A 25,120-nucleotide genomic window follows, 5' to 3' on the forward strand; every position below is an offset into this window, starting at 1 on the left:
GACAGTTTACGGTTATACCCTAGATAATTCAGTTTGTAGGTAGGCGGCAAGTGATTGAGACCTTGGGAGCATACATAAGTATGTGACCGAGGCGAGAGAACGTAGCCAACACCCCTACAAATTGAAGTATGACGGGTACAGACGGGTATATGAAAAAAGGTACATTCTACCAACTCCAACAGCCCTCCCCACAAGCGGAATACGAAGCCCACGAATGGCTCGCTTGTGAACTTGCTGCACAAGCGTGGCGCAACGGAAAACGCATTCTGATTGCCTGCGAGGATCAGCTGCAAGCGGAAAAAATGGATGAGGCGCTTTGGCAACGGGATCCTCACCAGTTTGTACCTCACAATTTGGCGGGGGAAGGTCCTCGTTATGGTTCGCCAATCGAAATTTGCTGGCCAAATAAACGCGGCAATACACCTCGCGATATCCTGATTAATTTACAAAGCCAATTCGCAGATTTTGCAACGGCTTTCCATGAAGTGATAGACTTCGTGCCTATCGATGAAACTTTAAAACAGTTGGCGCGTGACCGGTATAAAATTTACCGGAGCGTCGGCTTCAATTTGACCATGGCGACGCCGCCAACTTACTGAACACAAAGATAAAAATGGAAAAGAAACCAGACAACGCAATGATCGAGCCATCCCTCGACAAAACTTATAACCCAGCGGAAATCGAACAGTCCCTGTATACCCACTGGGAAAAAAGCGGTTACTTCCGTCCGAACGGTGATACCTCAAAAGACAGTTTCTGCGTCGTGATCCCACCGCCGAACGTTACGGGTAGCCTGCATATGGGTCACGCCTTCCAACAAACCATTATGGATACCATGATCCGTTATCAGCGTATGCAAGGGAAAAATACCCTATGGCAGACGGGTACTGACCACGCGGGTATCGCAACTCAAATGGTGGTTGAGCGTAAAATTGCGGCTGAAGAAGGTAAAAACCGCCATGACTACGGTCGTGATGCGTTCATCGACAAAATCTGGGAATGGAAAGCAGAATCTGGCGGCACTATCTCTCAACAAATGCGCCGTTTAGGCGACTCCGTTGACTGGGATCGCGAACGCTTCACCATGGACGAAGGCTTATCTAAAGCCGTTAAAGAAGCTTTCGTTCGTATGTACAAAGAAAACTTAATCTATCGCGGTAAGCGTCTGGTTAACTGGGATCCGAAACTGCACACCGCAATTTCTGACCTGGAAGTTGAAAACCGCGAAGTTAAAGGTTCTATGTGGCACCTGCGTTATCCGCTGGCTGACGGCGCGAAAACCGCTGAAGGGAAAGACTATTTAGTGGTTGCAACCACGCGTCCAGAAACCATGCTGGGTGATACCGGTGTGGCTGTTAACCCTGAAGATCCACGTTATAAAGATTTAATTGGCAAAGAAATTATTCTGCCAATCGTCAATCGCCGTATTCCAATCGTGGGTGACGAACACGCCGATATGGAAAAAGGCACCGGCTGCGTGAAAATCACTCCAGCCCATGACTTCAACGACTACGAAGTCGGTAAACGTCACCAACTGACCATGATCAACATGATGGACTTAGATGGTAACGTTCGTCATGAAGCGGAAGTGTTCGACACTAACGGCAACCCATGCACCGATTACAGCAGCGAAATTCCAGAAGCCTACCGTGGCATGGAGCGTTTCGCAGCTCGTAAAGCTATCGTCGCTGAATTTGAACAATTAGGTTTACTGGTCGAAGTCAAACCTCACGATTTAACCGTACCTTACGGCGACCGTGGTGGCGTGGTTATCGAGCCAATGCTGACTGACCAATGGTACGTGCGTACCGCGCCTTTAGCAAAAGACGCTATCAAAGCCGTTGAAGATGGTCGTATCCAATTCGTTCCGCGCCAATACGAAAACATGTATTTCTCTTGGATGCGTGATATCCAAGACTGGTGTATTTCTCGTCAATTATGGTGGGGTCACCGTATTCCAGCTTGGTATGACGACAAAGGCAATGTTTACGTGGGTCGTGATGAAGATGAAGTTCGCCGCGAAAACAACTTAGGTGCCGATGTGGCACTGCGTCAAGATGATGACGTATTAGATACATGGTTCTCTTCCGGTCTGTGGACATTCTCAACTTTAGGCTGGCCAGAAAATACCGATGCGCTGAAAACTTTCCATCCAACGGATGTATTAGTCAGCGGCTTCGATATTATTTTCTTCTGGATTGCCCGTATGATCATGATGACCATGCATTTCATCAAAGATGAAAATGGCGAGCCACAAGTTCCATTTAAAACCGTGTATATGACAGGTCTGATCCGCGATGAAGAAGGTCAGAAAATGTCTAAATCCAAAGGGAACGTTATCGACCCGCTGGATATGATCGACGGTATTTCATTAGAAGCTTTACTGGAAAAACGTACTGGCAACATGATGCAGCCACAACTGGCTGAGAAAATTGCTAAACGTACTCGTAAAGAGTATCCAGACGGTATTGAAGCACACGGTACTGATGCCCTACGCTTTACTTTAGCGGCGCTGGCATCAACGGGTCGCGATATCAACTGGGATATGAAACGTCTGTCCGGTTACCGTAACTTCTGTAATAAATTATGGAATGCGAGCCGCTTTGTGCTGATGAATACCGAAGGTCAAGATTGCGGTCAAAACGGCGGCGAAATGAGCTTCTCATTGGCTGATCGCTGGATCATGGCGCAGTTCAACCAAACCGTGAAAGCGTACCGTGAAGCGTTAGATACTCATCGTTACGATATCGCAGCGGGTATTCTGTATGATTTCACATGGAATGAATTCTGTGACTGGTACTTAGAGCTGTCTAAACCTGCGGTTCATAAAGGTAATGAAGCCCAAGTTCGTGCGGCACGCTTCACCCTGATTGAAGTACTGGAAGGCTTACTGCGTCTGGCTCACCCAATCATTCCATTTATCACCGAAACCATCTGGCAGCGCGTGAAAGTGGTGAAAGGTATTGAAGCTGACACCATCATGCTGCAAGCATTCCCAGAGTTCGATGCGGCGAAAGTAGATGAGCTGGCTCTGAGCGATTTAGAGTGGATTAAAGAAACCATCGTAGCTGTACGTAATATTCGTGCAGAAATGAATATCGCTCCGGGTAAACCATTGGATGTCATGCTGCGTAGCAACTCTGCGGATGTTGCTCGCCGTGTCACTGAGAACGAAAACTTCCTTCGTTCAATGGCACGCTTAGCAAGCATTCGCGTGCTGGCTGAAGGCGAAGAAGCCCCAGTTTCTGTGACTAAATTAGTGGCAGGCGCTGAAGTGCTGATCCCAATGGCAGGTCTGGTTGATAAAGACGCTGAGCTGGCTCGTTTAGATAAAGAGCTGGAAAAAGTGGTGAAAGAAATTGATACCATCGAAAGCAAGCTGGCAAACGAAGGCTTTGTGAGCCGTGCTCCTGCTGCCGTGGTTGAGAAAGAGCGTGCGCGTTTAGCGGAAAATATCGAAGCGAAAGCGAAGATTGAAGCGCAAAAAGTGACCATCGCCTCTTTATAATCATTAAGCTTTAAATCTCTAGCCCTGACTCGTCGCCGATGAGTTAGGGCTTTTTTGTATTCCGAGTATTGAAAAGCCTAGGAAGATACTCAATATCATAAATATTGCACCAGTAAATAGTGCAATTAAAAATATAAATAATACAAATAGAAAGAGATATTCTCATGACAACAAACACAACCTCAACTGTTCAAGTTCGTTTAATTCAACCTCAAGATAACCCAGGGATCGCCGCTGTTATTCGTGAAGTTTCCGCTGAACATGGCCTCACCGCCGATAAAGGTTTTGCGGTCGCGGATCCTATTTTAGATACGTTGTATGAAGTGTATAGCAAGCCACGTAGCGCGTACTGGGTGGTGGAAATGGACGGTAAAGTGGTTGGCGGTGGCGGCATTTCACAAGTCGCCGGTGGAGATGAACACACCGCTGAATTACAGAAAATGTATCTCTCTTCTGTACTGCGCGGAAAAGGTTTAGCCAAGCAAATCGTCTTAATGTCTTTGGAATTTGCTAAGCAGCAAGGCTATACCCGCTGTTACTTGGAAACCACCAAAGAGTTACAAGCTGCCATTAAATTGTATGAAAAACTGGGCTTCGATTTTATCGACGAACCATTAGGCAATACGGGCCATAGTGACTGCGAAATTCGTATGCTAAAAGCGCTATAGCCCCGCTACCCAATAAAAGGATACCGTAGCCAATGATCTCACAGTATGAAGACGCCCTTTATGAAGATCCCAAGCTCGCTCGCTTCTATGATTTAGATAACAGCTTGCAGCGGGCAGACTACGCGGCATACCTTCAGCTAGCCTCTTCAGCATCTCATATTTTGGATTTAGGCTGCGGTACTGGCACGTTACTCACCGCCATTGCGGAGCAATATCCACACACCACGTTGGTCGGTGTCGATCCCGCGCAAGCGATGTTGGATATTGCTCAACAAAAAACCAATCACGTTCGTTGGGTGAACAGCACGGCTGAGGCGCTCTGTCTGGACATAAAATTTGATTTGATCATTTTATCTGGTCACGCCTTTCAGGTTTTTTTGACTCAAGAACAGCGCATTGCCGCATTGCAAACCATGCAGCGACATCTCACCGCTGATGGCACGATTGTATTTGATAGCCGCAATCCCACGGTTGAAGAGTGGCGAGAGTGGACGCCTGAATTATCTCGTGAATCACTCTCGACCCAAGAATTTGGCGAAGTCATTCTTTGGAACGATGTTGCCGAACAGAACGGCATTGTTCGCTATCAAACGTTCTACCAGCAAGGTGAGAATGGCTCCATATACCGAGCCGAATCGGATATTGCTTTTCCGACACTTAGCGACATTACTCAGGCCCTTGAATCTTGCGATTTAAAGATTCGTCATCTCTATGGAGACTGGCAACTCAATGCTTTTCAAGAGAACTCCCCTGAGATGATATTTACGCTTGAGCACACAGACCCTTTATTGGTGAAATCATGATGATGAACTCAATGATCAATAACGAGCCGCTCGTCATTGAACCTTTAGAGGAAGCAAACATTGATAGTGCTAACACGCTATTTTATGAAGCCTTTTCTTCTAAATTTAAAACCATTCACGATATGCCAGAAGCCCTGCGTCAGGGGGTGTTATCTCTATTTTGGCAACGCGGTCTGAGTGACCCCTATGATAGACACTTTCAGGTTAAATTAAATGGCAAGCTAGTCGCCGTTTATGGCATGACTTATGGCGTAAAACGCATTCAAGAACAAGCACCTACCCCCGCACCATTAATACAGATTCTGCGTAAAGCAGGTTTTTTCCGCTTTATGAAAATTTGGCGCATTTTCCAGTTATTTGTACACAAACCAAGAGCAGACACAGCCTATCTTTCTTACTTATGTGTCGATAATAAGTTGCGAGGTATGGGAATTGGTAATCGCGTGTTAGATCACATTGAAACCCAAGCAGCCGCAGATCCCAAGCTCACCCGAGTTTCTTTGTATGTATCTGATTTGAATACCAAGGCAAGGGAACTTTATTTGCGCCGTGGCTATATCGATGAAAAGTATGAAACCTCTCGCACGACATTACGCTATATGGATATTTACGGCTGGCACTATATGGTGAAAGAGTTAGCATCTTGATATAAAAACAAAAAAGCACTGACGATATTCTCAATCAGTGCTTTCTTATCTTTCAATTCAGCGATATTACCCGCTATTGAAATTTGAAAAATCAATTAGTGAACGCGATTTTCGGACTCATCGTCCCCTTCGTCGTCACCGTCTTCATCATCATATTCTGCGTCTGGATCTTCAAAATAGGTGCCCCAACCATCGTAGTTCACACCGATTTTTTCTGCTAATTTCATTAACTGCTCAACTTGCGCGTCGATCAATTCTGCATTTAACGCACTTTCGCTGATCACATCGCAACACATCAAGGTTTCACCGGTTTCAATTTCCAGTTCTTCCGCATCAGTCACTTCATAACCCAGTTTGAATGCTTCAACAGCCGCTTTTTCTAACAATTCAAAATTGTCCGCAGAGAAGTGATGCTCAATCGCGTACAGCGCATCAGGATCACTTCCATCTTCCAGTAACTCTTCAATGATCAGGCGAGTTTCTTCGTACTGCGCATCAAATTCAGCTTTATCTACCATCTCCACACCCCTTGTTCCGTGGTATTAGTCTCCGGCTCATTCTCCCATAGGGTCGAAGGTGAAACCATACCTAATAAAATAATTTCTTTTGCATGAGGGGTTGATTTTGAATTTTTATGAATATAAATTGAATATTAATTCAATTATAAAAGGCTGTGATTTATGAACTCCCTACATGGAAAGCATTTTTTAAGACTATTGGATTTTACCTCTAACGATATTCATGCATTATTAAAACTCTCCGCTTGGCTAAAATCTGCCAAAAAATCTGGCACTGAGCCACCTTTATTATCGGGTAAGAATTTTGCGCTGATCTTCGAGAAAGATTCAACACGGACGCGCTGTGCATTTGAAGTGGGTGCTTTCGATCAAGGGGCGAGAGTCACCTATCTTGGACCATCAGGCAGCCAGATTGGGCACAAAGAGACCATGAAAGATACCGCCAGAGTGCTGGGGCGGATGTACGATGGTGTGCAATATCGGGGCTACGCGCAAAGCACCGTCGAGACATTAGCGCAGCATGCGGGAGTGCCTGTCTGGAATGGATTAACTAACGAATTCCATCCCACACAGTTATTAGCCGATTTGCTCACCATTCAAGAACATAAACCCAATACCCCGCTTTCTGACATCAAATTCGCCTACCTCGGGGATGCGCGGAACAATATGGGAAATTCCATGTTAGAAGCTGCTGCGTTAACGGGCATGGAGCTACGTTTAGTGGCACCGAAAAGCTGCTGGCCAGAGGCTGAATTAGTTGCAGAGTGCCAGAAAATCGCTAAAACCACCGGCGGAAAAATTATTCTGACTGAAAACGTGGCTGAAGGCGTTAAAGACGCTGATTTTCTGTATACCGATGTCTGGGTTTCGATGGGAGAACCGAAGGAAGTGTGGGCTCAGCGCATTGCCTTAATGAAACCGTACCAAGTGAATATGGACGTGGTCAAACTAACTGGCAACCCAGAGGTGAAATTCTTACACTGCCTGCCAGCATTTCATAATGAAGACACCACATTAGGCGCTCAGCTTGCCAAAGAGTTTAATATTTATGGCGGGCTGGAAGTGACGGAAGAGGTGTTTGAATCCCCTTACAGTATCGTTTTCGACCAAGCGGAAAACCGCCTACACACTATTAAAGCGGTGATGGTAGCGACAATTGCGCCTGAATTACCGATAAATATATTCTAAATCTACCGACCAAGTAGGCCCCCCTACTTGGTCAGTTTGAATGGAGACTTAAGTCTCGCTACGGTCTTTCACCGTTTGCCAATCTCGCGTTGATTTCGTCAATCACACGAGGAAGATCCGATAGCGTATCAATCACATAATGGGCGCCCGCCGCATACAGTTTGTCCGCCGCTTGCTGGCGTAATGGGGAAATTTCTTCTTGGCTCATGCCTTGATATTCCTCCCACGTTTTACCAAATTCATTACCCGAAATAGCGAGCCCAATACTCCACATTCCCGCATTACGTCCCTCTTCAATACCCGGCACTGCATCATCCACTTTCACACAATGGGAGACAAAATTAACTGCCAATTCAATTACATTTTGCAACGCCATCCACGGCCCCGGACGTCCGCCAGCCGCTAGGTCATCACTGGCAATCCAATAATCGGGCTGATAACCCAACTTCGCGGCTGCTGGAACCAACTTTTCCATCACCGCCCTTGGGTAACCTGAACAAGAACCAATTTTGATCCCTTGCCCACGCAGCGTTGCAATCGTGCTGACAACTCCGTCGATTGGTGCTGCAAAATCGACAACTTTGGCAATCTGTAACGGCATAAACGTTTGGTAGATAGCATTGATATCTTCGCTGGTCATTGAGCGTCCAAACTTTGCCTGCCACATGGCATCAATCTCTGGTAATTTTCCTAACGCTTCAATATGTTGCCATTTTCCTAATCCCATCGGGATACGAGCTTGCGCCAGTGTAATATCCATATCAAACGCGACTTTAAATGCTTCGATAAAAATTTGCGTCGGTGCAAAAGAGCCAAAATCCACCGTCGTTCCTGCCCAATCCAAAATAACAGCTTCAATACGGTTCATGATTAATCCTTATTTTTCCAATACATCGCATTCTTAATTGCCACCAATAGCGCATCAATATTGTGCAGATACACTTCCCCAATATTGCCAATACGGAAACAATCGCTCTTTGAGACTTTCCCCGGATAGATCACAAATCCTTGGGCTTTGAGCTGCTGATAAAATTGGTTAAATTGATAATCGTCGGCATCTGGCGAATAAAATGCCGTGATAATCGGCGATTGTTGGCTATCGTCTAATAATGTGCGGAATCCTAACTGGCGCATACCTTCCACCAGCTTGCGCTGATTTTGCTGATAACGCTGGAAACGGGCGCTCACGCCACCTTCTTGGGCTAACTCTTTCAGCGCTTGAGCAAAAGCCAGTACTGTGTGAGTTGGGGAAGTAAAGCGCCATTTCCCGTGATATTGTTCCATACAGCGCCATTGTGCATACAGATCAAGGGACAACGAACGCGAGCGACCCGCACATTTTTCCAGTTCGCTGGTACGAGCTATCACAAACCCAAACCCCGGTACCCCTTGGATGCATTTGTTGGCCGAGCTGATCAGAAAATCAATATTCAGTGCCCCCACATCCAGTGGGATCCCCCCGAAACTGCTCATCGCATCCACGATATAGCGTTTTTGATAGCGCTTGGCTAATACCGCCACTTGCTCTATCGGGTTCAAAATTCCGGTGGTGGTTTCACAGTGCACCATCGCAATATGGCTGATTTGGCTATCTTGCTGTAGAAGCTGCTCAATCACTGCCACATCGGGCTTAGCCACTTCACCGCAATCATAAACATGGTGTGAAATGCCCATTAACTGCGCCATTTCTGCCATTCGCGCCCCATAAGCGCCATTGCTGATAATCAGGATTTTATCTTGCGGCGCAAGTACTGAACCCAACACCGCTTCCACGGCGTAGCTCCCACTCCCTTGGAGTAATACGCTGGTATACCCCGTTTGGATTGTCGCTAATTCAACTAGCTGTTGGCGAATACGTTGCACTACCTCTAAGTTGTAATCATCGTCCCATGTGCAGCTATCAAACAGCATTGCCTCTTTCACGGTTTGCGACGTGGTCAAAGGTCCCGGTGTTAACAGCAGATATTGATTCATTGTCATTTAAATTCACCATTGGTCTATACCAGATTGATATTATAATGACGGCAGATGAACAAGAAGGTCAAAGGAAAAGACGCCCTGCAACAAAAAATTCATATTGGCGTGTATAATGGATAAAAAATTTTGCGACGAAAAACGGATACATTATCGATGGATGAACAGCCACAGTACCTTCTTATCAAAGCTCAATTACAAGCAAGAATTCAGAGCGGCGCACTGAAAAGTGGCGATAAACTGCCCTCTGAGCGCGAACTGTGTGCCATCTTCAATACCACTCGCGTCACTATTCGAGAAAGCTTGGCACAGCTAGAATCTAGCGGTGCAATTTACCGTTCTGAGCGCCGAGGCTGGTTTGTGACTCCCGAGCGTTTATGGCTCGACCCAACGCAAAATACCAACTTCCATAAACTGTGTTTAGAACAAGGCCGCCAGCCCAAAACTAAGCTGTTAGAAGGGAAAGTTGTCACCGTGCCTGTCGAAGCCATGACGCCACTGCAATTGCAGCCTTTCGAACAAATCTACCTACTCACTCGCCTGCGTTATGCAGACGACCGCGCCGTTTGCTACAGCGAAAACCACTGTCTTCCCGCTCGCGTACCTGAGCTATTAAGCCATGATTTGAATGGCAGCCTCACCGAAGTGTATGAGCAGCACTACGGGTTGATTTATACCAGTATGCATTTATCGTTTTATCCCACCGCTATGCCACCGCAGGCGGCCAGTGCATTAGGGGTTGCAGTTGGTCGCCCAGCCCTGCTATTGCAACGTTTAAACTACGATCAGCATGGGCGAATTCTGGATTATGATGTGGAATATTGGCGTCATGATAGTCTACGCATCGAGGTCGATACCCTCTAACTTTCACTTCAAAATAAATTTTTGCTTTCTCGGTAGATTTCATTTTTCTGTCACATAAACCCGTTAGCGTAAAAACACTGGTATATACCAGATAACTTTAACGACTAACTGGAGATCTGGAGATGAAACGTAAAATGAAGCCTACCCCTCTTGCCGCATTGCTCCTTGCAACCCTAGGTTCGACCTCAGTTTTGGCAGCCCCTGTCGTCACGGTTTACTCCGCAGATGGTCTTCATGATGGCAATAACAGCTGGTATCAAGCTCAGTTTGATGCCTTTACTCAGCAAACAGGGATTAAAGTGCAGTACGTCGAAGGCGGCTCCGGTGCCATCGTTGAGCGTTTAGCCAAAGAACGCACTAACCCACAAGCGGATGTGCTCGTCACCGTTCCTCCGTTTATCCAACGTGCCGCTAAAACCGAATTACTGGCAAAATTCACCCCGGATTCTGCGGTAAGTATTCCTAATTCAACGGAGTACTACACCCCCATCGTGAATAACTATCTGACCTTTATCTATAACGACAAACTGCTCAAAGCTCCACCAGCAACGTGGAATGAACTCCTCGACGCCCGTTTTAAAAATAAACTGCAATATTCCACACCAGGACAAGCGGGAGATGGTACCGCCGTCATGCTGCAAGTGTTCCATAGCTTCGGTGGCAAAAAAGCCGGTTTTGATTACCTCGGTAAATTACAAGCCAACAACGTCGGTCCATCCGCCTCAACAGGGAAATTAACCGCGTTAGTGAACAAAGGCGAGCTGTACGTCGCAAACGGCGATCTACAAATGAACCTTTCTCAAATGGAACGAAATCCGAACGTGAAAATCTTTTGGCCAGCCGATGAAAAAGGCGAACGCAGCGCACTGGTTCTGCCTTATGTGGTTGGCTTAGTCAATAACGGTCCTGAAACTGAAAATGGCAAAAAGTTGATTAACTTTCTGTTAGACAAACAAGCCCAAAGCCACGTTAGCGAACTGTCATGGGGAATGCCGGTACGCTCAGATTTGACGCCAAACGATCCACAATTCCATAAAGCCACTGAAACCCTCAAAGGCGTCAAAACGTGGCAACCGAATTGGGACGATGTTGAAGTGTCTCTTTCGAACGATATTACCCGTTGGCACAAAGTGACTGAAAGCGAGTAAGTGAGTTATGTTGATGAAAAGAAAGATAGAAACACCAAGCCAGCGCACTGACCATTCAGGTATTGTGCTGGAATCTCTGCGGGTTTCTTACCATAACAATGTGGTACTCAAACCGTTATCTCTGACCATCGAACCTGGCGAAATACTAGTGTTGATTGGCCCTTCAGGCTCCGGTAAAACCACCGTGTTACGGTCAATTGCAGGCTTTGCACAACCGGATAGTGGACGCATTTTAATGGGTGATACGGACATCACCCACCTTCCCCCGTATCAACGGGGGCTGGGCATGGTAGTACAAAACTATGCCCTCTTCCCCCATATGAAAGTGGAAGATAATGTTGCTTTTGGCTTACGCGCCCAAAAACAGCCTAAAGCGCTGATCAAAGAGCGCGTGGCTGAGGCATTAAACATTGTCGGTATGAGCGACTATGCCTCCCGCTACCCGCATCAGTTATCCGGTGGACAGCAGCAGCGTGTTGCCATCGCCCGCGCTATAGCTGTTCGCCCACGAGTACTTTTACTCGATGAGCCGCTATCTGCCCTCGATGCGCAAATTCGCCATAATATGGTGGAAGAGATTGCAAGACTGCACCGCGAATTACCTGAGCTGACCATTTTGTACGTCACCCATGACCAAACTGAAGCGCTCGCGTTAGGGGATAAAATTGGCATCATGAAAGATGGCTATTTGGTGGCACACGGGGAGAAAAATGCCCTGTACCATCGCCCACCTAACCGCTTTGCCGCCGAGTTTTTAGGCCGTGCCAATATTTTGTCGGCAACTGCCTTGGGCTTTTCTTCCGTACCTGCCCAAGTCAGTGTGAGCTGTGGCGGAACGCTAATTGAAGCGCAAACCCAAGGAATGCAGCACAATAGCCACAAATTAATCTGTATTCGCCCGCAACATATTAGCCTCACCCCACGAGCAGATACCTCAAACCAGTTACATGCCACCTTACAATCCATCCGCTGGCAGGGGGACATTACCCATTTATTGTGTGATGTTGCGGGAGAAAAGGTGACGGTCGCTGTTACCCATTTATCCCCGTTACCGCAAGCCGGAGATAAACTCACACTGTGGTTTTCTCCCTCCGATACTGTGTTGATTGAGGAATAATATGTCGGCTATCAACCTGTCTAAGCCATCATCCATAAACCTAAAACCGTTTTATTGGATAGTGCCACCGCTGCTCGTTCTAGCGACGTTATTTTTCTACCCGCTGATGCTGATTGGCGAGCAAGCCATTCAAAGCCCCACTGGCGGCATAAGCTTAGAAACGTTCTGGCAAGTGATTGAATCTCGTCGGTTTATTAGCGGGCTATTTAATACGCTACAAATTGCCTTTTTTGCCACTCTCGGTTGCTTGGTGCTTGGCTCGGTTCTATCCCTGATTTTGGTATTTATTCCTTTTCCTAGAAGCCGTTTTATTACCCAAGTCATTGATACCTTTATCGCACTCCCGACTTTTTTGATCACTCTCGCGTTTACCTTTATTTATGGTTCGGCGGGGTTACTTAATGGCACATTAATGGCGCTGTTTGATTTTGAACTGCCCCCCGTGGACTTTTTGTACTCGATTAATGGCGTGATCTTGGCGGAGATCACCGTCTTTACTCCGCTCGTGATGCGCCCTCTTATGGCGGCATTGCGCCAAATCGATAAGAGCCAGTTAGAAGCCGCCAGCATTTTAGGGGCACACCCTGCCCGCGTTATCAGCCAAGTGATTTTCCCTGCGGCGCTTCCTGCATTACTCGCCGGTGGCAGCTTGTGCCTACTACTGACCACCAACGAATTTGGCATCGTGCTGTTTATCGGGGCAAAAGGGGTAAATACCTTGCCGATGATGGTCTACAGCAAAGCGATTCTAGAATCTGATTACAGTGTCGCGTGCATGATAGCGCTAATTAATATTCTGCTGTCTGTGGGGCTATTTAGCCTGTATCGCATGGCAACAACCCGTTTCGGAGTGAAAAAATAACCATGTTAATTTGGTCTAAAACTGGGCGAGCCATTTCAACCGCCATCGCCATCACGCTGTTTTCTTGTTTGTTCTTGCTGCCATTAGTGATGATTTTAATGTCCAGCTTTAGCCGACAATGGAACGGTATTTTGCCCTCCGGCTTTACCTTCGAACATTTTGTGAATGCGTTTCAAGGACCTGCATGGGAAGCAATTCTATCCAGCCTGATTATTGGCTTTTGCGCCAGTTTGTTTGCCCTATTTTGCGGTCTGTGGGCAGCCCTAGCCTTACGTCGCCATAGCGCCAGAGTACAAAAATATCTGGGTATCGCGTTCTATTTACCGAGTGCTATTCCATCGGTTTCAATTGGATTGGGGATCTTAGTGGCATTTAGCCAAGGTTATTTGCAGATGAACGGCACCTTCTGGATTGTTTTTTCCGCCCATTTTGTTTTGATTTCAGCGTTCACCTTCAGCAATGTCTCTACAGGATTAACCCGCATTTCCGCGGATATTGAGAATGTGGCATTCAGTTTAGGCGCTTCCCCGTGGTATCGCCTGTGCCATGTCACCCTACCGCTGTTGATGCCGTGGATGATTTCCGCTGTCGCCTTGAGTCTGTCTTTGTCCCTCGGCGAGTTGGGCGCCACAATGATGCTGTATCCCCCTGGCTGGGCAACGTTGCCAGTGTCAATTTTCAGCCTTACTGACCGCGGAAATATCGCCGACGGCTCCGCACTGACCATCGTCCTAGTCGCGATCACTCTGTTGTTGATGATGAAGTTAGAGAGAGTGGCAAAGAGATTGGGGCAGAGATAAGTAGCGAAAAGATAATATAAAAACAAAGCCCTAAATGGGCTTTATAAACGTAATGGCTATATCCAATAAATTAAACACTAATTTAATAATTATGGCTGCAACCAATCTTCTAGTTTCAATCCCAAAACTCGAGAAAACTCTCGGGTATTGTTAGTTACCAATATAGAGTTAGTTGCTAATGCATGACCGGCTATTGCAGTGTCATTATTTCCAATAGGCGTTCCTGCTTCGGTTAATGCTTTCTTAATTGCAGTTGTTGCATCAATCGCATCTTTATCCCAAGCGAGAATCCCATCAAGACGCTCACAAAATGCGTCGACTAAAAAATTATGCTTAGGCGAGGCTTTCTTACCTATCGCACCAAAGCGCATTTCTGAGTAAGTAATCGCAGAAATAACAATAGAATGTCGATGCATAACACAATCTTGCAGTTTCTGTAGTAGATACATGGGTTGCTCTCTCATAATGAAAGAGCAAATATTGGTATCAAGCATGTAGAGTTTTGTCACAAAACTATCCTTCCATCTTCAATCACGTCTTCACGTTCAAGTAAGAAATCTTTGTCTGCTTTATCTTCATCTCTTAGTGATAGCCAATTAGGTTTAACTGGACGAAGAATAATACGATTCCCTTCACGACTAATCTCTAATTCATTTACACCTTCAAAATCAATATCTTTAGGTAAACGAACTGCGCGATTATTACCATTTTTAAATACAGCAACAATTTTAGTTACCATAATTCCTCCTTAAATGCCGAAAGAATAAACATATGTTGAGTATATGCCCACTCATACATATGTCAACATATGCTAAAAACAAAAAATTTCATTTTTCTGTTCGCAAACGCTTGCGTCATTATGCCACACGCGTATAATGCGCCACAATTTGCCGGGAGAAACCATGAACGCTGCTGCTCTATTTTTGAAAGAGAACACCGACACCGCACTGCCATCACGCGGTCAGGACAGCCTGTTTTTCCCCGCCGTATTGATAAAAAAGCCCCTCATTGAGGGGCTTTTTTTTGGCCTACTAGATAGCAAGTCTTGCTGATACAGGAGAATCACGATGCCGAATCCGTTATATCACCGCGACATAATCTCAATTAACGATTTAGATAAAACTGACCTTGAATTAGTCCTTAAGGTGGCAGCTTCATTAAAACAGCAGCCTCAACCTGAGTTTCTGAAGCATAAGGTAATCGCCAGCTGTTTCTTCGAAGCATCGACGCGTACCCGTCTGTCATTCGAAACCGCTATTCATCGTTTAGGGGCATCTGTCGTCGGCTTCTCCGATAGCGCCAATACCTCATTAGGTAAAAAAGGCGAAACTCTCGCAGACACTATTTCTGTTATCAGCCAGTATGTTGATGCGATTGTGATGCGCCACCCACAAGAAGGTGCCGCGCGTTTAGCTAGCCAGTTCTCAGGTTCCGTTCCGATTATCAACGCAGGGGATGGCTCTAACCAACATCCTACCCAAACCCTGTTAGACCTGTTTACTATCCAAGAAACTCAAGGCCGCTTAGAGAACCTGAAAATCGCGATGGTCGGTGACCTGAAATATGGCAGAACGGTGCATTCACTGACTCAAGCGCTATCGAAGTTTGAAGGTAATCACTTCTACTTTATTTCCCCTGAAGTGTTGTCGATGCCAGCTCATATCCTGAATATTCTGGATGAAAAAGGAGCGACTTACAGCCTGCATAACAATGTCGATGAAGTGATCCCTGAAGTGGATATTCTGTATATGACTCGCGTTCAAAAAGAGCGTTTAGACCCATCAGAATATGCCAACGTCAAAGCGCAATTTATTCTGCGCGCCCAAGACCTACACAGTGCCAAAGATAATTTAAAAGTGCTGCACCCGCTTCCGCGCATCGATGAAATTACCGTGGATGTCGATAGCACCCCTTACGCTTACTACTTCCAGCAAGCAGGGAATGGGATCTACGCGCGCCAAGCGCTACTGTCTCTGGTATTAAATAAAGAACTGGCAATCTGAGGAGAAGACCATGACACACGACCATAAATTACAAGTTGAAGCCATCCGTTGCGGCACTGTCATCGACCATATCCCTGCTCAAATTGGGTTCAAATTACTGAAGCTGTTTAAGCTCACCAAAACCGATGAGCGCATCACTATCGGGCTGAATTTACCTTCTAGCAATATGGGCAAAAAAGACATTATCAAAATCGAAAATACTTTTTTAACCCCAGAGCAAGCGAACCAATTAGCGATGTATGCACCGGAAGCTACTGTTAATCGTATTGAAGATTATCAAGTGGTGGAAAAATTAGACCTAAAATTACCCGAGCAAATCGACAGCGTGCTGGTGTGCCCAAACAGCAACTGTATTAGCCATAATGAGCCGGTTTCTAGCAGTTTCCGCATTAAAAAACGCGCGAAACATGTGGCATTAACCTGCAAATTCTGTGAAAAAGAGTTCGATAGAGACGCCGTGATCAATAATCAGTAAGGTATTTAGGCGTAGACTGCGTCTTTGTGTGGATGCCGTTCCATGTCTATAATAGCGTCCAAACCCTTTTTTACGTGATAAACGGAGAAATTATGTCATACGAAATCAGCACCGAAAATGCACCAGCCGCTATTGGTCCTTACGTTCAAGGCGTCGATTTAGGCAGTATGGTTATGACTTCAGGTCAAATTCCTGTTGATCCAAAAACCGGTAATGTTCCTGAAGATATCGCAGCACAAACTCGTCAATCACTGGCGAACGTGAAAGCGATTTTAGAAAAAGCAGGTCTGGGCGTTGCCAACATCGTAAAAACCACCGTTTTTGTGAAAGATTTAAATGATTTCGGTACTGTTAACGCCACTTACGAAGAATTTTTCAAACAACATAATGCACCATTCCCTGCGCGTTCTTGTGTTGAAGTTGCGCGTCTGCCAAAAGATGTAAAAATCGAAATCGAAGCTATCGCAGTACGTAAATAGTTTTATTCAGTTTCAGATTGTCAGTCTGATAGCCTGCTAACCCATTGTCAGCAGGCTTTTTTTCATCATATAAAAACTGCTCACCTAAAAATTGCAACCCGCTTTTAGGCTATTCTTTGTATCCCAAAATGCCCTTCTCTTTTTCTCGCTGTTTTGTCACGATAACCCTCGGGATATATCCGCAACATCACTTTATGACTTATTCAATTCAGGACAATGTTTAGCCCCTGCGGATACCTATATGCAAAATAAAATACGTTTATTACTGCTCAGCCTGTCACTGGCTGTGTTTGGCGTGATCACCACCGAAGTGGCGGTGATTGGTTTATTACCACAATTAACTCAGCAGCTTCATATCACAGCGCCAAAAGTTGGTTTTCTCGTCAGTATCTACGCAGTGGTAGTGGCCATTTCAGGACCTTTTATCACGCTATTGCTCGGGCGTTTTAATCGCAAAACCGTTCTGTTGGTCATTATGATGCTATTTATTATCTCCAATAGCATTTATGCCCTCACCGAAAACTATCATATGATTTTGGTGTTTAGAGTTTTACCCGCACTGACCCATGCGGTCTTTTTTGCCATCGCCCTAAACCTTGCAGCCAATGCCATGCCGCCCGAAAAATCTGCCAAGGGCGTGGCCATTGTGTTTTCCGGTGTCGCGGTGGGGATGGTTTTGGGATTACCCCTCAGTGCCTTCATTGCAGAAGCATTTTCTCTGACTGCCGCCTTTTGGTTCGGCGCTTTAACCAGTTTGCTGGCGTTTATGGGGATCGCCATTCATGTGCCGTCTACTCCTGTAACCGCACCGCTAAAAGTCCGTGAACAAGTGGCGATTTTAAAGCGTTTGCCTGTTTGGTTGTGCATATTGACGGTGACACTGATTTTCAGCGCGATGTTCGCAAGTTTCAGTTATATCGCCGATTATCTGATTAAAATTACTGGATTTTCGAACAATGTGACTAGCACACTATTGGTGGTGTTCGGCATCAGCGGGTATATCGGTAACTTTATTTTTAGCCACTTTCTACAGCGCAGCCAAATTGCGACTACGCTGCGTTATCCCGTGTTATTCGGAGTGATTTATTTCGCGGTTTGGCTCTTTGGGCATCAGCCGATAGTGATGGTGGCGTTGGTGATTTTATGGGGGGCTTTCCATACATCCGGTTTAATCATCAGCCAAAGTTGGTTAATGAAAGAAGCCAATTCAGCCCCTGAGTTTGCCAATAGCTTGTATATTTCATTCTCAAATTTAGGGATTACCATTGGCACTATGATTGGAGGCTGGGCGATTCTGTACGCGGGAGTGGCTGCCATTATTTGGGTGGGAATTGCGTTTTCTGTCCTGGCATTAATCAGCATTTGGGTAAAAGTGAAGCTAACCCATTCGGCGCCAGCACTCGCTTGCCATTCCCTTAATTAAATTGCCCTTCTTTTGCCGCCTTAAGCAACATATCAATCACATAGCGTGTTTTTGGCGGCATACTACGCCCTTTCGGCCACAATAGATTAATCGGCGTTTCATAGCCTTCAGACTCTGGCAAAATGCGCTGTAATTGCTGGTTTTTCAGATAATCATCGACCAACCACAATGGTAACTGAGCAATCCCTTTTCCTTGAAGCACCGCTTGGAGCATCGCATCGCCATCAGCGAGTTCATAAAAAGGGCGTGGAGCATACTGGATGACAGTTCCTTCTTCACATAAGCGCCAATAGAAAGGCGCTCCTTGGCGGATCCCCACAATGCAGCGATGATTTTCCAGCTCTTGAAGATGCTGAGGCGCCCCGTATTTTTCAAGATACTTTGGCGATGCACACAGAACTTGGTTTTGTGTGGTTAACTGACGAGCCACAAGGTGAGCGCTGTCGGGTAAAGGGCCAATACGCACCATCAAATCCAGACCTTCTTCAAGGGCATCGACAAATTGCTCATTAAACGAAACGCTCAGCATCAATTGGGGCTGCTCATCCATCAGTTGCATCAAAATAGGCATAATGCATTTACGCCCAAATGCGGCAGGAAGATCTAGGCGCAGCTTACCCATCAAGGTATGGGTATTCTCTTGGAGCTGCTGACCCGCTTTATCTAATAAATCCAGCGCAGCTGAACATTCATGAAAGTAGCGTTCCCCTTCCGTCGTGAGCGAAATTCCCCGCGTGGTTCGGATTAATAGGCTAATACCCAAATGTTCTTCGAGCTTAGTGACACGCTTGCCGACGGCGGATTTGGTGATCCCTAAACGCTCTGCCGCTTCCGTAAAACTCCCTGATTGAACCGTCGCCACAAATGCAGTAATACCGGTGAGTGAATGGATGGGGATCATAATGCGCTTTTTAACCTCATCAACTGCTAGCCTGCCGCTTTTTTTTCAATTGATTCATTCTAGAGCAAATTCCCAAACCCTTAAATCAATCTCTAAATTTAATTAATTCCTGCCCGTTTGATATTCATATAAATTATTTTTTTCTTTGTTTTAAATCAAATTACCGTCATCTAAAAAAAGGCAATATCCTACATATTGTGCTTTAATTAATTCACTAGACACTATATATAGTAAAAATTCACATTTCTTTCACAGGGATGCCCCATACTGATAAAGGATCATGGACGCTATCGCCAGTCCTGTGAGGGATTAAATAAGGAGTATGACAGTGAAAACGGTGGTTATAAAACGAGATGGTTGTCAGGTCAATTTTGATCTCCCACGCATTCAAGAAGCGGTGCGACGTGCAGCCGCTGCGGTGGACGTCAAAGATGATGATTATTGTCTGCAAGTTGCCACGGTTGTCTCTGAGCAGTTGTGCAATCGCGAAAAAGTGGATATCGCTGAGATCCAAGATGCTGTCGAAGACCAGCTCATGTCGGGGCCTTACAAGGATCTGGCTCGAGCTTATATTGAATACCGCCATGACAGAGACAGCGAACGCGAAAAACGCAGCCAACTTACTCACGAGATCCGCGGCCTAATTGAGCAAAGCAACTTATCCTTACTCAATGAAAATGCGAACAAAGACAGTAAGGTGATCCCAACCCAGCGTGATTTATTAGCCGGGATCGTCGCTAAGCATTATGCCAAACAGCATATTTTGCCTCGCGATGTGGTACTTGCTCATGAAAAGGGTGAAATTCACTATCATGATCTCGATTATGCCCCTTTCTTCCCGATGTTTAACTGTATGCTTATCGACCTTGATGGCATGTTAACCAACGGCTTTAAGATGGGAAATGCGGAAATTGAGCCACCAAAATCCATTTCTACTGCCACTGCCGTTACTGCACAAATTATTGCCCAAGTGGCTAGCCATATTTATGGCGGAACCACCATTAACCGCATTGATGAAATTTTGGCGCCTTATGTCGCTATTAGTCATGAAAAGCATTTAAAAGTAGCCAAAGAATGGGGAATTGCTGACGCTGAAGCTTACGCCCAAAGTCGCACTGAAAAAGAGTGTTACGATGCGTTCCAATCCTTAGAGTATGAAGTGAATACACTGCATACCGCGAACGGGCAAACCCCCTTCGTCACCTTTGGATTTGGGTTAGGCACATCCCAAGAAGCACGACTTATCCAACAGTCGATTCTTAAAAACCGTATTGCGGGACTGGGTAAAAACCGCAAAACTGCGGTTTTCCCAAAACTCGTGTTTGCTATCAAAGATGGGCTGAACCATAAATACGGCGATCCTAACTATGATATCAAACAGTTAGCCTTAGAATGCGCCAGCAAACGCATGTATCCAGACATCCTCAACTACGATCGCGTGGTTGATGTCACTGGCTCCTTTAAAACACCGATGGGCTGCCGCAGTTTCTTAGGTGTTTATGAAGAAGACGGCAAACAAATTCACGATGGGCGGAATAATCTCGGCGTGATCAGCCTGAATTTACCGCGTATTGCTCTGGAAGCTCAAGGTAGCGAAGAGGCATTTTGGGCGCTTCTCGATGAGCGTTTAGCCATCGCTAAAAAAGCATTAATGACCCGCATTGCGCGCTTAGAAAATGTCAAAGCCCGCGTAGCTCCTATCTTATATATGGAAGGTGCCTGCGGCGTTCGCTTAAAAGCCAATGACAGCGTCGCGGAAATTTTCAAACACGGGCGCGCTTCAATTTCATTGGGTTACATTGGGTTGCACGAAACCATCAATGCCTTATTTGGCACGCAAACTCATGTGTATGACAGCGAGCAATTGCGCGAAAAAGCCGTCGCTATCGTCAATCGTCTACGCCAAGCCACTGATGAATGGAAAGCCCAAACAGGTTACGGTTTCAGCTTATACAGCACGCCGAGCGAAAATCTGTGTGACCGTTTCTGCCGCTTAGATACCGCTGAATTTGGCGTTATTGATGGCGTAACCGACAAAGGCTACTACACCAATAGCTTCCACTTAGATGTGGAAAAACAGGTTAACCCTTACGATAAAATCGATTTTGAACAGCCGTACCCGGCGCTCGCCAATGGCGGTTTTATCTGTTACGGCGAATACCCGAACTTACAGCACAACCTCAAAGCCCTCGAAGATGTCTGGGATTACAGCTATCAGCATGTTCCTTACTACGGCACCAACACGCCAATCGACGAATGCTATGACTGCGGTTTTTCCGGTGAGTTTTCCTGTACCAGCAAAGGCTTTACCTGCCCAGCTTGTGGCAACCACGATACTAACCGCGTTTCCGTGATCCGCCGTGTCTGTGGCTATTTAGGTAGCCCAGATGCCCGACCGTTTAATGCGGGTAAGCAAGAGGAAGTAAAGCGTCGTATCAAGCACTTGGGTAATGGACAGCTCGGTTAACGGCGGATAAATACCATGAATTATCACCAATATTATCCTGTGGATGTGGTTAATGGACCCGGTACCCGCTGCACATTATTTGTTTCGGGCTGCGTTCATCAGTGCCGAGGCTGCTATAACCAAAGCACATGGCGCGTGGATTCCGGTATTCCTTTTACCCAAGAGATGGAAGACCAAATTATCCAAGATTTGCAGGATACGCGTATTCGCCGCCAAGGGCTCTCCCTCTCAGGGGGGGATCCTTTGCACCCTGCCAACTTGCCTGCCATTCTAGCGTTAGTAAAGCGAGTGAAAGCCGTCTGCCCAGATAAGGATATCTGGATGTGGACAGGCTATAAATTGGATGAATTGACACTAGAACAGCAAAAAGTGGTGAGTTTGATCAATACGTTGATTGATGGAAAGTTCGAACAGACACTGTACGATCCCGCGCTGCTATGGCGCGGTAGCAGTAACCAAGTTATTCATCGACTGCGTTAAGCTTCACGCAACCAATGTAATTTGGTGCCAAACCCCAGCGTGTTATCTACCATTTTCACCGTCTGTAATTGGAGCTGCCAAATCGGCAGCTTCGCCTCTAGGGCGACTGGAAATCTCTGGCAATAAAATGCTTTCTGCACATCCGACTCTTCACCGTCAAATTGGCGAATTTCTCCCACAAATTGAATACCTTGAATTTTGCCCACTTGCTTAGTTTGTGCGGAGATAGTCCCTGCCACACGAGGATTTTCCTGCATTAATTGGCCATGCTGAGAATCGGGGGATGTCATGAAAATTAAGCGCATATTTTGGCGGTCAAAGGCGTAATAGCAACTGGCAGCCCAAATATCATCTTGGTGAGAGGTAAACAGAGAAAAAACGTGTTGGCGAGCAATATAGCGCTGGATGTGTTGTAAGGTGTTTTCGGGTGTCATTGCGAATGTCCATGTTAGACCGTTCAGAACACGCCCATAAAAATGGCTGGGCGTGCTTAAGCTGTTCTGAACGTTATCTGTACTTAGTTCGCACTACTATACGCTAAATCTTTCTAGCATTTCCTTGAATAATTAGATTTTTAATCTCATAAACTCAAGGTTTTTAACTCTAATCATTGTGACTTTTTACTTTAGTCATTATGACGTTTTACTCTAAATAATTCGAGTTGCAGCTAGGCGGCAAGTGAACGAGTCGCTAGAAGCATACACTAGTATGTGACTAGTGGGAGTGAACGCAGCCAACAACGCTGCGGCTCGAAGTATAACGAGTAAAAAATTTTATTTGTAAATTGCTGCTGTCCCATTCATCTCATTCTCACCGCTTGCAGAAATCACGCGGAAAGATTTTGCGCCAGCTTCATCAGCTTTTTTGGCTAATTGTGCAGTCAGGTCATTTACACTTGCAGCACCACTTACAGACACATAACCTACTGCTGGCTCGCTAGCTTGTCTAACTTCTTCAGCCGCCATTGAACCAAATGATACAGCACCTAAAGCTAAAGCAGCAGCAAATAATGTTGATTTTTTCATGGTAAACTTCCTCATTGTATGTTTGATATTTACAGGGGTTTTTTCATGTTTCCCTGTGATATGGATCATACTATGCCCTTTATTCTGAGATGAAAATTAGCTAATTTTGCTATAGTTATTCAAATTAATTGAACAATAACCTATGTTGAGGTTACAAATTTGTGACAGGTTTATATCATTTTTTATTTATAATTTAGTATGTTATAAACTTTATGATCCGCGAGAAAATTCGCTGCAAGCCAACTAAATTCTCCTTATAAATCAGCACAGAATGCTAAATTCAGTGACAAGAAAAACAAAATGACACAGCAAAATTGGTCTCTTTACTTAATTCGGCAGAAAAATAACGCGTTATATTGTGGGATCACCACCGATGTTCAGCGGCGTTTTCAACAGCATGAAGCGGGAACTGGTGCCAAGGCACTAAAAGGTAAATCGCCTTTGACCCTCGTTTTTCATTGTACTGCGGGGGATCGTTCTGAAGCATCTCAATTAGAGTATCGAGTGAAGCAATTGAGTAAGCAGGCAAAAGAAAGGCTGGTCACTGACCAGCCTGATGATTTACAGCATTATTTAGCGGCTTACACATTGTCAAAATGCGATGAGTAAGTGACTTCGCCTTTATGCTGGTCAATTGCACCGTTTTCGAGTCCGTAGACAAGAAAATGTTTTTGTAGACTTGGCCATTGGCAACGTAATTCGTGGTTGGAAGCGGGTTCGAAACCAAAACGCCCGTAGTAACCCTCATCACCGAGAACGACGACAGCCCCATAACCAAATTCATTTAAGCTATCTAACCCTTCATAAACCAATTTTTCCGCGATACCTTGGCCTTGATAGGCTTTTTTAACGGCTAATGGGGCGAGTCCTACCCATTGAACATCTTCACCATTCACATCAACCGGGGTAAACCCGACATAGCCAATAACTTCGCCGTCATCGTTGGTTGCCACCACACCGAGGGTCAGTAACCCATCTTCACGCAGGTGCTGAACAAGATCTGCCTCCCCCTCAGTTGGGAAGGTTTCACGTAATAGCGTGTCGATACCCATGGCATCAACCGGGATTTCTACACGTATCAGCATGAGGTTAACACAGGCGTTTTATGCTCTGCGTCCTCACTGTCTTGTACCGTTTTAATCACATCAGCGAGCTGTAATAGACCAAAGCGTAAAGGCGCAGGCATATTTTCAATTTCGAAGGCATCCATCAGGTTTTTAACATACAAACCTAATTCAGTATCCCCTTCAATCACCAAACGACGTTGGAAAAAGAGCGTATCGGGATCTTCTTTGCGGGCTGCGATCAATACCAGATCATTGGCATTGCCGCTGACACTGACATCCGGTTCAGCCTGCTTTTGTACCACCAGCTGACCCTCTTGTAAGCTGATAAACCAAACAAGCTCTAAATCTCGGATCTCAACTTTCAGCCATTTCCCTTCCAGAAAATCGAGTTCGCCTTCTTTAACAGATTCACGAAACTGCCAACTTAATAGTTGTTCGAGTATTTGACGCTGTACGACAAATGGGGTCACTTTCAATGGAAACTTCAAAAATGAAGGGCCTTGAGTGATCAGTTGAGAACGAATTTTACCAAACACAGTACTAACTCCCGTATCAATTATCTGTCCACTATGCATAACTACAGGTTAAAGCAGCCGCTTGGACAATTTTAATACCTATAATGACTAAGATTATAGATAACATTGATGTGTAGATGTAAAGATAGTCAGAGATATATCGTTATTTATCCGATATAAGGACATAT

Annotated in this window: 29 protein-coding genes; 19 read left to right on the forward strand and 10 right to left on the reverse strand. The window is 45.6% G+C overall.

Going from position 1 to position 25,120, the window contains the following annotated elements; all coding sequences use genetic code 11:
• The first annotated feature begins 149 nt into the window (after positions 1 to 149).
• The 5 genes from JK188_RS05105 to JK188_RS17975 all read left to right on the forward strand — a co-directional run bounded on the left by JK188_RS05105 (position 150) and on the right by JK188_RS17975 (position 5,626).
• Positions 150 to 599: a DNA polymerase III subunit chi gene (locus JK188_RS05105; protein WP_211886895.1), complete on the forward strand. Its 450-nt coding sequence runs from the start codon at positions 150 to 152 to the stop codon at positions 597 to 599.
• Positions 600 to 637: 38 nt separating this feature from the next.
• Positions 638 to 3,508: a valine--tRNA ligase gene (locus JK188_RS05110; RefSeq protein WP_211887261.1), complete on the forward strand. Its 2,871-nt coding sequence runs from the start codon at positions 638 to 640 to the stop codon at positions 3,506 to 3,508.
• Between the two features lie 164 nt (positions 3,509 to 3,672).
• The gene (locus tag JK188_RS05115) at positions 3,673 to 4,176 is read left to right on the forward strand and encodes a GNAT family N-acetyltransferase (RefSeq protein WP_211886893.1); all 504 of its coding nucleotides are present in this window, start codon (positions 3,673 to 3,675) and stop codon (positions 4,174 to 4,176) included.
• A 32-nt stretch (positions 4,177 to 4,208) separates the two neighbouring features.
• Entirely contained in the window at positions 4,209 to 4,979 is a 771-nt protein-coding gene (locus tag JK188_RS05120) for a class I SAM-dependent methyltransferase (RefSeq protein WP_211886892.1), read from the forward strand.
• A complete protein-coding gene (locus JK188_RS17975) occupies positions 4,976 to 5,626 on the forward strand; it encodes a GNAT family N-acetyltransferase (protein WP_211886891.1) in 651 nt (216 codons plus the stop codon). Before JK188_RS05120 ends, JK188_RS17975 begins: the two co-directional genes overlap by 4 nt.
• A gap of 95 nt (positions 5,627 to 5,721) precedes the next feature.
• Here the strand turns inward: JK188_RS17975 and rraB are convergent, their stop codons facing one another.
• Positions 5,722 to 6,144 (reverse strand): ribonuclease E inhibitor RraB, encoded by a 423-nt coding sequence (gene rraB / locus JK188_RS05130; protein WP_036949139.1) that lies wholly within the window; start codon positions 6,142 to 6,144, stop codon positions 5,722 to 5,724.
• 162 nt (positions 6,145 to 6,306) lie between these two features.
• On the opposite strand from rraB, the gene argF reads away from it, so the two are divergent.
• Positions 6,307 to 7,332, forward strand: coding sequence for an ornithine carbamoyltransferase (argF, locus tag JK188_RS05135; RefSeq protein ID WP_211886890.1), 1,026 nt, complete (start codon positions 6,307 to 6,309; stop codon positions 7,330 to 7,332).
• 58 nt (positions 7,333 to 7,390) lie between these two features.
• Here the strand turns inward: argF and phnX are convergent, their stop codons facing one another.
• Positions 7,391 to 8,200 (reverse strand): phosphonoacetaldehyde hydrolase, encoded by an 810-nt coding sequence (gene phnX / locus JK188_RS05140; protein WP_211886889.1) that lies wholly within the window; start codon positions 8,198 to 8,200, stop codon positions 7,391 to 7,393.
• 2 nt (positions 8,201 to 8,202) lie between these two features.
• Positions 8,203 to 9,312: a 2-aminoethylphosphonate--pyruvate transaminase gene (gene phnW, locus JK188_RS05145; RefSeq protein ID WP_211886888.1), complete on the reverse strand. Its 1,110-nt coding sequence runs from the start codon at positions 9,310 to 9,312 to the stop codon at positions 8,203 to 8,205.
• Between the two features lie 150 nt (positions 9,313 to 9,462).
• Between phnW and phnR the strand changes: the two genes are divergently transcribed.
• From phnR to phnV, 5 genes are all read left to right on the forward strand, one after another.
• On the forward strand, positions 9,463 to 10,170 hold the full coding sequence (gene phnR, locus JK188_RS05150; RefSeq protein WP_154603110.1) for a phosphonate utilization transcriptional regulator PhnR: 708 nt from the start codon (positions 9,463 to 9,465) through the stop codon (positions 10,168 to 10,170).
• 134 nt (positions 10,171 to 10,304) lie between these two features.
• Positions 10,305 to 11,318, forward strand: coding sequence for a 2-aminoethylphosphonate ABC transporter substrate-binding protein (phnS, locus tag JK188_RS05155; protein WP_211887260.1), 1,014 nt, complete (start codon positions 10,305 to 10,307; stop codon positions 11,316 to 11,318).
• A 7-nt stretch (positions 11,319 to 11,325) separates the two neighbouring features.
• A complete protein-coding gene (gene phnT / locus JK188_RS05160) occupies positions 11,326 to 12,435 on the forward strand; it encodes a 2-aminoethylphosphonate ABC transport system ATP-binding subunit PhnT (protein WP_211886887.1) in 1,110 nt (369 codons plus the stop codon).
• A gap of 1 nt (position 12,436) precedes the next feature.
• Positions 12,437 to 13,297 (forward strand): 2-aminoethylphosphonate ABC transporter permease subunit, encoded by an 861-nt coding sequence (gene phnU / locus JK188_RS05165; protein WP_211886886.1) that lies wholly within the window; start codon positions 12,437 to 12,439, stop codon positions 13,295 to 13,297.
• Positions 13,298 to 13,299: 2 nt separating this feature from the next.
• Positions 13,300 to 14,097, forward strand: a complete 798-nt coding sequence (gene phnV / locus JK188_RS05170) for a 2-aminoethylphosphonate ABC transport system, membrane component PhnV (RefSeq protein WP_132496379.1) — start codon at positions 13,300 to 13,302, stop codon at positions 14,095 to 14,097.
• 89 nt (positions 14,098 to 14,186) lie between these two features.
• Here phnV and JK188_RS05175 read toward each other — a convergent pair whose 3' ends face one another.
• Positions 14,187 to 14,606, reverse strand: a complete 420-nt coding sequence (locus JK188_RS05175) for a type II toxin-antitoxin system VapC family toxin (RefSeq protein WP_036949118.1) — start codon at positions 14,604 to 14,606, stop codon at positions 14,187 to 14,189.
• Positions 14,603 to 14,836 carry a type II toxin-antitoxin system VapB family antitoxin gene (gene vapB, locus JK188_RS05180; protein WP_036949116.1) on the reverse strand — a complete coding sequence of 78 codons (234 nt, stop codon included), beginning with the start codon at positions 14,834 to 14,836 and terminating at the stop codon, positions 14,603 to 14,605. Before vapB ends, JK188_RS05175 begins: the two co-directional genes overlap by 4 nt.
• Positions 14,837 to 14,999: 163 nt before the next feature.
• Between vapB and JK188_RS17980 the strand changes: the two genes are divergently transcribed.
• From JK188_RS17980 to JK188_RS05205, 5 genes are all read left to right on the forward strand, one after another.
• Positions 15,000 to 15,149 (forward strand): hypothetical protein, encoded by a 150-nt coding sequence (locus JK188_RS17980; RefSeq protein ID WP_165906943.1) that lies wholly within the window; start codon positions 15,000 to 15,002, stop codon positions 15,147 to 15,149.
• A 15-nt stretch (positions 15,150 to 15,164) separates the two neighbouring features.
• The gene (gene pyrB, locus JK188_RS05190; protein WP_036949114.1) at positions 15,165 to 16,100 is read left to right on the forward strand and encodes an aspartate carbamoyltransferase; all 936 of its coding nucleotides are present in this window, start codon (positions 15,165 to 15,167) and stop codon (positions 16,098 to 16,100) included.
• Positions 16,101 to 16,110: 10 nt separating this feature from the next.
• The gene (pyrI, locus tag JK188_RS05195) at positions 16,111 to 16,575 is read left to right on the forward strand and encodes an aspartate carbamoyltransferase regulatory subunit (protein ID WP_036949112.1); all 465 of its coding nucleotides are present in this window, start codon (positions 16,111 to 16,113) and stop codon (positions 16,573 to 16,575) included.
• A 92-nt stretch (positions 16,576 to 16,667) separates the two neighbouring features.
• Positions 16,668 to 17,054, forward strand: coding sequence for a 2-iminobutanoate/2-iminopropanoate deaminase (ridA, locus tag JK188_RS05200; RefSeq protein WP_036949109.1), 387 nt, complete (start codon positions 16,668 to 16,670; stop codon positions 17,052 to 17,054).
• Positions 17,055 to 17,295: 241 nt separating this feature from the next.
• On the forward strand, positions 17,296 to 18,477 hold the full coding sequence (locus JK188_RS05205) for an MFS transporter (protein ID WP_211886885.1): 1,182 nt from the start codon (positions 17,296 to 17,298) through the stop codon (positions 18,475 to 18,477).
• Here JK188_RS05205 and JK188_RS05210 read toward each other — a convergent pair.
• The gene (locus tag JK188_RS05210) at positions 18,470 to 19,378 is read right to left on the reverse strand and encodes a LysR family transcriptional regulator (RefSeq protein WP_132496377.1); all 909 of its coding nucleotides are present in this window, start codon (positions 19,376 to 19,378) and stop codon (positions 18,470 to 18,472) included. The two genes, JK188_RS05205 and JK188_RS05210, sit on opposite strands and share 8 nt — an antisense overlap.
• 328 nt (positions 19,379 to 19,706) lie before the next feature.
• Here JK188_RS05210 and nrdD point away from each other — a divergent pair, with 328 nt between their 5' ends.
• Positions 19,707 to 21,845: an anaerobic ribonucleoside-triphosphate reductase gene (gene nrdD, locus JK188_RS05215; protein ID WP_108478832.1), complete on the forward strand. Its 2,139-nt coding sequence runs from the start codon at positions 19,707 to 19,709 to the stop codon at positions 21,843 to 21,845.
• Between the two features lie 15 nt (positions 21,846 to 21,860).
• Complete coding sequence (gene nrdG, locus JK188_RS05220; RefSeq protein WP_108478831.1) at positions 21,861 to 22,325, forward strand: anaerobic ribonucleoside-triphosphate reductase-activating protein; 465 nt, start codon at positions 21,861 to 21,863, stop codon at positions 22,323 to 22,325.
• On the opposite strand, the gene JK188_RS05225 is transcribed toward nrdG, so the two are convergent.
• Positions 22,322 to 22,759, reverse strand: a complete 438-nt coding sequence (locus tag JK188_RS05225) for a YhbP family protein (protein ID WP_187129764.1) — start codon at positions 22,757 to 22,759, stop codon at positions 22,322 to 22,324. The genes nrdG and JK188_RS05225 overlap by 4 nt on opposite strands.
• A gap of 339 nt (positions 22,760 to 23,098) precedes the next feature.
• Positions 23,099 to 23,350, reverse strand: a complete 252-nt coding sequence (gene bhsA, locus JK188_RS05230) for a multiple stress resistance protein BhsA (RefSeq protein ID WP_154603012.1) — start codon at positions 23,348 to 23,350, stop codon at positions 23,099 to 23,101.
• A gap of 300 nt (positions 23,351 to 23,650) precedes the next feature.
• On the opposite strand from bhsA, the gene JK188_RS05235 reads away from it, so the two are divergent.
• On the forward strand, positions 23,651 to 23,959 hold the full coding sequence (locus JK188_RS05235; RefSeq protein ID WP_132496376.1) for a GIY-YIG nuclease family protein: 309 nt from the start codon (positions 23,651 to 23,653) through the stop codon (positions 23,957 to 23,959).
• Here the strand turns inward: JK188_RS05235 and JK188_RS05240 are convergent.
• Both JK188_RS05240 and ubiT read right to left on the reverse strand, forming a co-directional pair.
• Positions 23,932 to 24,435, reverse strand: a complete 504-nt coding sequence (locus tag JK188_RS05240; RefSeq protein WP_036949091.1) for a GNAT family N-acetyltransferase — start codon at positions 24,433 to 24,435, stop codon at positions 23,932 to 23,934. The two genes, JK188_RS05235 and JK188_RS05240, sit on opposite strands and share 28 nt — an antisense overlap.
• A complete protein-coding gene (gene ubiT, locus JK188_RS05245; RefSeq protein ID WP_036949089.1) occupies positions 24,429 to 24,953 on the reverse strand; it encodes a ubiquinone anaerobic biosynthesis accessory factor UbiT in 525 nt (174 codons plus the stop codon). Before ubiT ends, JK188_RS05240 begins: the two co-directional genes overlap by 7 nt.
• Positions 24,954 to 25,120: the final 167 nt, after the last annotated feature.

The sequence above is a fragment of the Providencia sp. JGM181 genome (genome assembly GCF_018257375.1).
Taxonomy (GTDB): Bacteria; Pseudomonadota; Gammaproteobacteria; order Enterobacterales; family Enterobacteriaceae; genus Providencia; species Providencia lanzhouensis.

What these genes read in the sequence shown, in the direction of transcription:
- nrdG (WP_108478831.1), top strand. Translation starts at nt 21,861, where the DNA reads ATGAATTATCACCAATATTATCCTGTGGATGTGGTTAATGGACCCGGT.
- bhsA (WP_154603012.1), bottom strand. Translation starts at nt 23,350, where the DNA reads ATGAAAAAATCAACATTATTTGCTGCTGCTTTAGCTTTAGGTGCTGTA.
- phnT (WP_211886887.1), top strand. Translation starts at nt 11,326, where the DNA reads ATGTTGATGAAAAGAAAGATAGAAACACCAAGCCAGCGCACTGACCAT.
- ridA (WP_036949109.1), top strand. Translation starts at nt 16,668, where the DNA reads ATGTCATACGAAATCAGCACCGAAAATGCACCAGCCGCTATTGGTCCT.
- JK188_RS05225 (WP_187129764.1), bottom strand. Translation starts at nt 22,759, where the DNA reads ATGACACCCGAAAACACCTTACAACACATCCAGCGCTATATTGCTCGC.
- phnW (WP_211886888.1), bottom strand. Translation starts at nt 9,312, where the DNA reads ATGACAATGAATCAATATCTGCTGTTAACACCGGGACCTTTGACCACG.
- JK188_RS05105 (WP_211886895.1), top strand. Translation starts at nt 150, where the DNA reads ATGAAAAAAGGTACATTCTACCAACTCCAACAGCCCTCCCCACAAGCG.
- JK188_RS05240 (WP_036949091.1), bottom strand. Translation starts at nt 24,435, where the DNA reads ATGCTGATACGTGTAGAAATCCCGGTTGATGCCATGGGTATCGACACG.
- JK188_RS05120 (WP_211886892.1), top strand. Translation starts at nt 4,209, where the DNA reads ATGATCTCACAGTATGAAGACGCCCTTTATGAAGATCCCAAGCTCGCT.
- JK188_RS17975 (WP_211886891.1), top strand. Translation starts at nt 4,976, where the DNA reads ATGATGATGAACTCAATGATCAATAACGAGCCGCTCGTCATTGAACCT.
- phnV (WP_132496379.1), top strand. Translation starts at nt 13,300, where the DNA reads ATGTTAATTTGGTCTAAAACTGGGCGAGCCATTTCAACCGCCATCGCC.
- JK188_RS05110 (WP_211887261.1), top strand. Translation starts at nt 638, where the DNA reads ATGATCGAGCCATCCCTCGACAAAACTTATAACCCAGCGGAAATCGAA.
- rraB (WP_036949139.1), bottom strand. Translation starts at nt 6,144, where the DNA reads ATGGTAGATAAAGCTGAATTTGATGCGCAGTACGAAGAAACTCGCCTG.
- JK188_RS05235 (WP_132496376.1), top strand. Translation starts at nt 23,651, where the DNA reads ATGACACAGCAAAATTGGTCTCTTTACTTAATTCGGCAGAAAAATAAC.
- argF (WP_211886890.1), top strand. Translation starts at nt 6,307, where the DNA reads ATGAACTCCCTACATGGAAAGCATTTTTTAAGACTATTGGATTTTACC.
- pyrI (WP_036949112.1), top strand. Translation starts at nt 16,111, where the DNA reads ATGACACACGACCATAAATTACAAGTTGAAGCCATCCGTTGCGGCACT.
- JK188_RS05210 (WP_132496377.1), bottom strand. Translation starts at nt 19,378, where the DNA reads ATGATCCCCATCCATTCACTCACCGGTATTACTGCATTTGTGGCGACG.
- vapB (WP_036949116.1), bottom strand. Translation starts at nt 14,836, where the DNA reads ATGGTAACTAAAATTGTTGCTGTATTTAAAAATGGTAATAATCGCGCA.
- JK188_RS05205 (WP_211886885.1), top strand. Translation starts at nt 17,296, where the DNA reads ATGCAAAATAAAATACGTTTATTACTGCTCAGCCTGTCACTGGCTGTG.
- phnR (WP_154603110.1), top strand. Translation starts at nt 9,463, where the DNA reads ATGGATGAACAGCCACAGTACCTTCTTATCAAAGCTCAATTACAAGCA.
- JK188_RS05115 (WP_211886893.1), top strand. Translation starts at nt 3,673, where the DNA reads ATGACAACAAACACAACCTCAACTGTTCAAGTTCGTTTAATTCAACCT.
- JK188_RS17980 (WP_165906943.1), top strand. Translation starts at nt 15,000, where the DNA reads ATGAACGCTGCTGCTCTATTTTTGAAAGAGAACACCGACACCGCACTG.
- phnX (WP_211886889.1), bottom strand. Translation starts at nt 8,200, where the DNA reads ATGAACCGTATTGAAGCTGTTATTTTGGATTGGGCAGGAACGACGGTG.
- pyrB (WP_036949114.1), top strand. Translation starts at nt 15,165, where the DNA reads ATGCCGAATCCGTTATATCACCGCGACATAATCTCAATTAACGATTTA.
- phnU (WP_211886886.1), top strand. Translation starts at nt 12,437, where the DNA reads ATGTCGGCTATCAACCTGTCTAAGCCATCATCCATAAACCTAAAACCG.
- phnS (WP_211887260.1), top strand. Translation starts at nt 10,305, where the DNA reads ATGAAGCCTACCCCTCTTGCCGCATTGCTCCTTGCAACCCTAGGTTCG.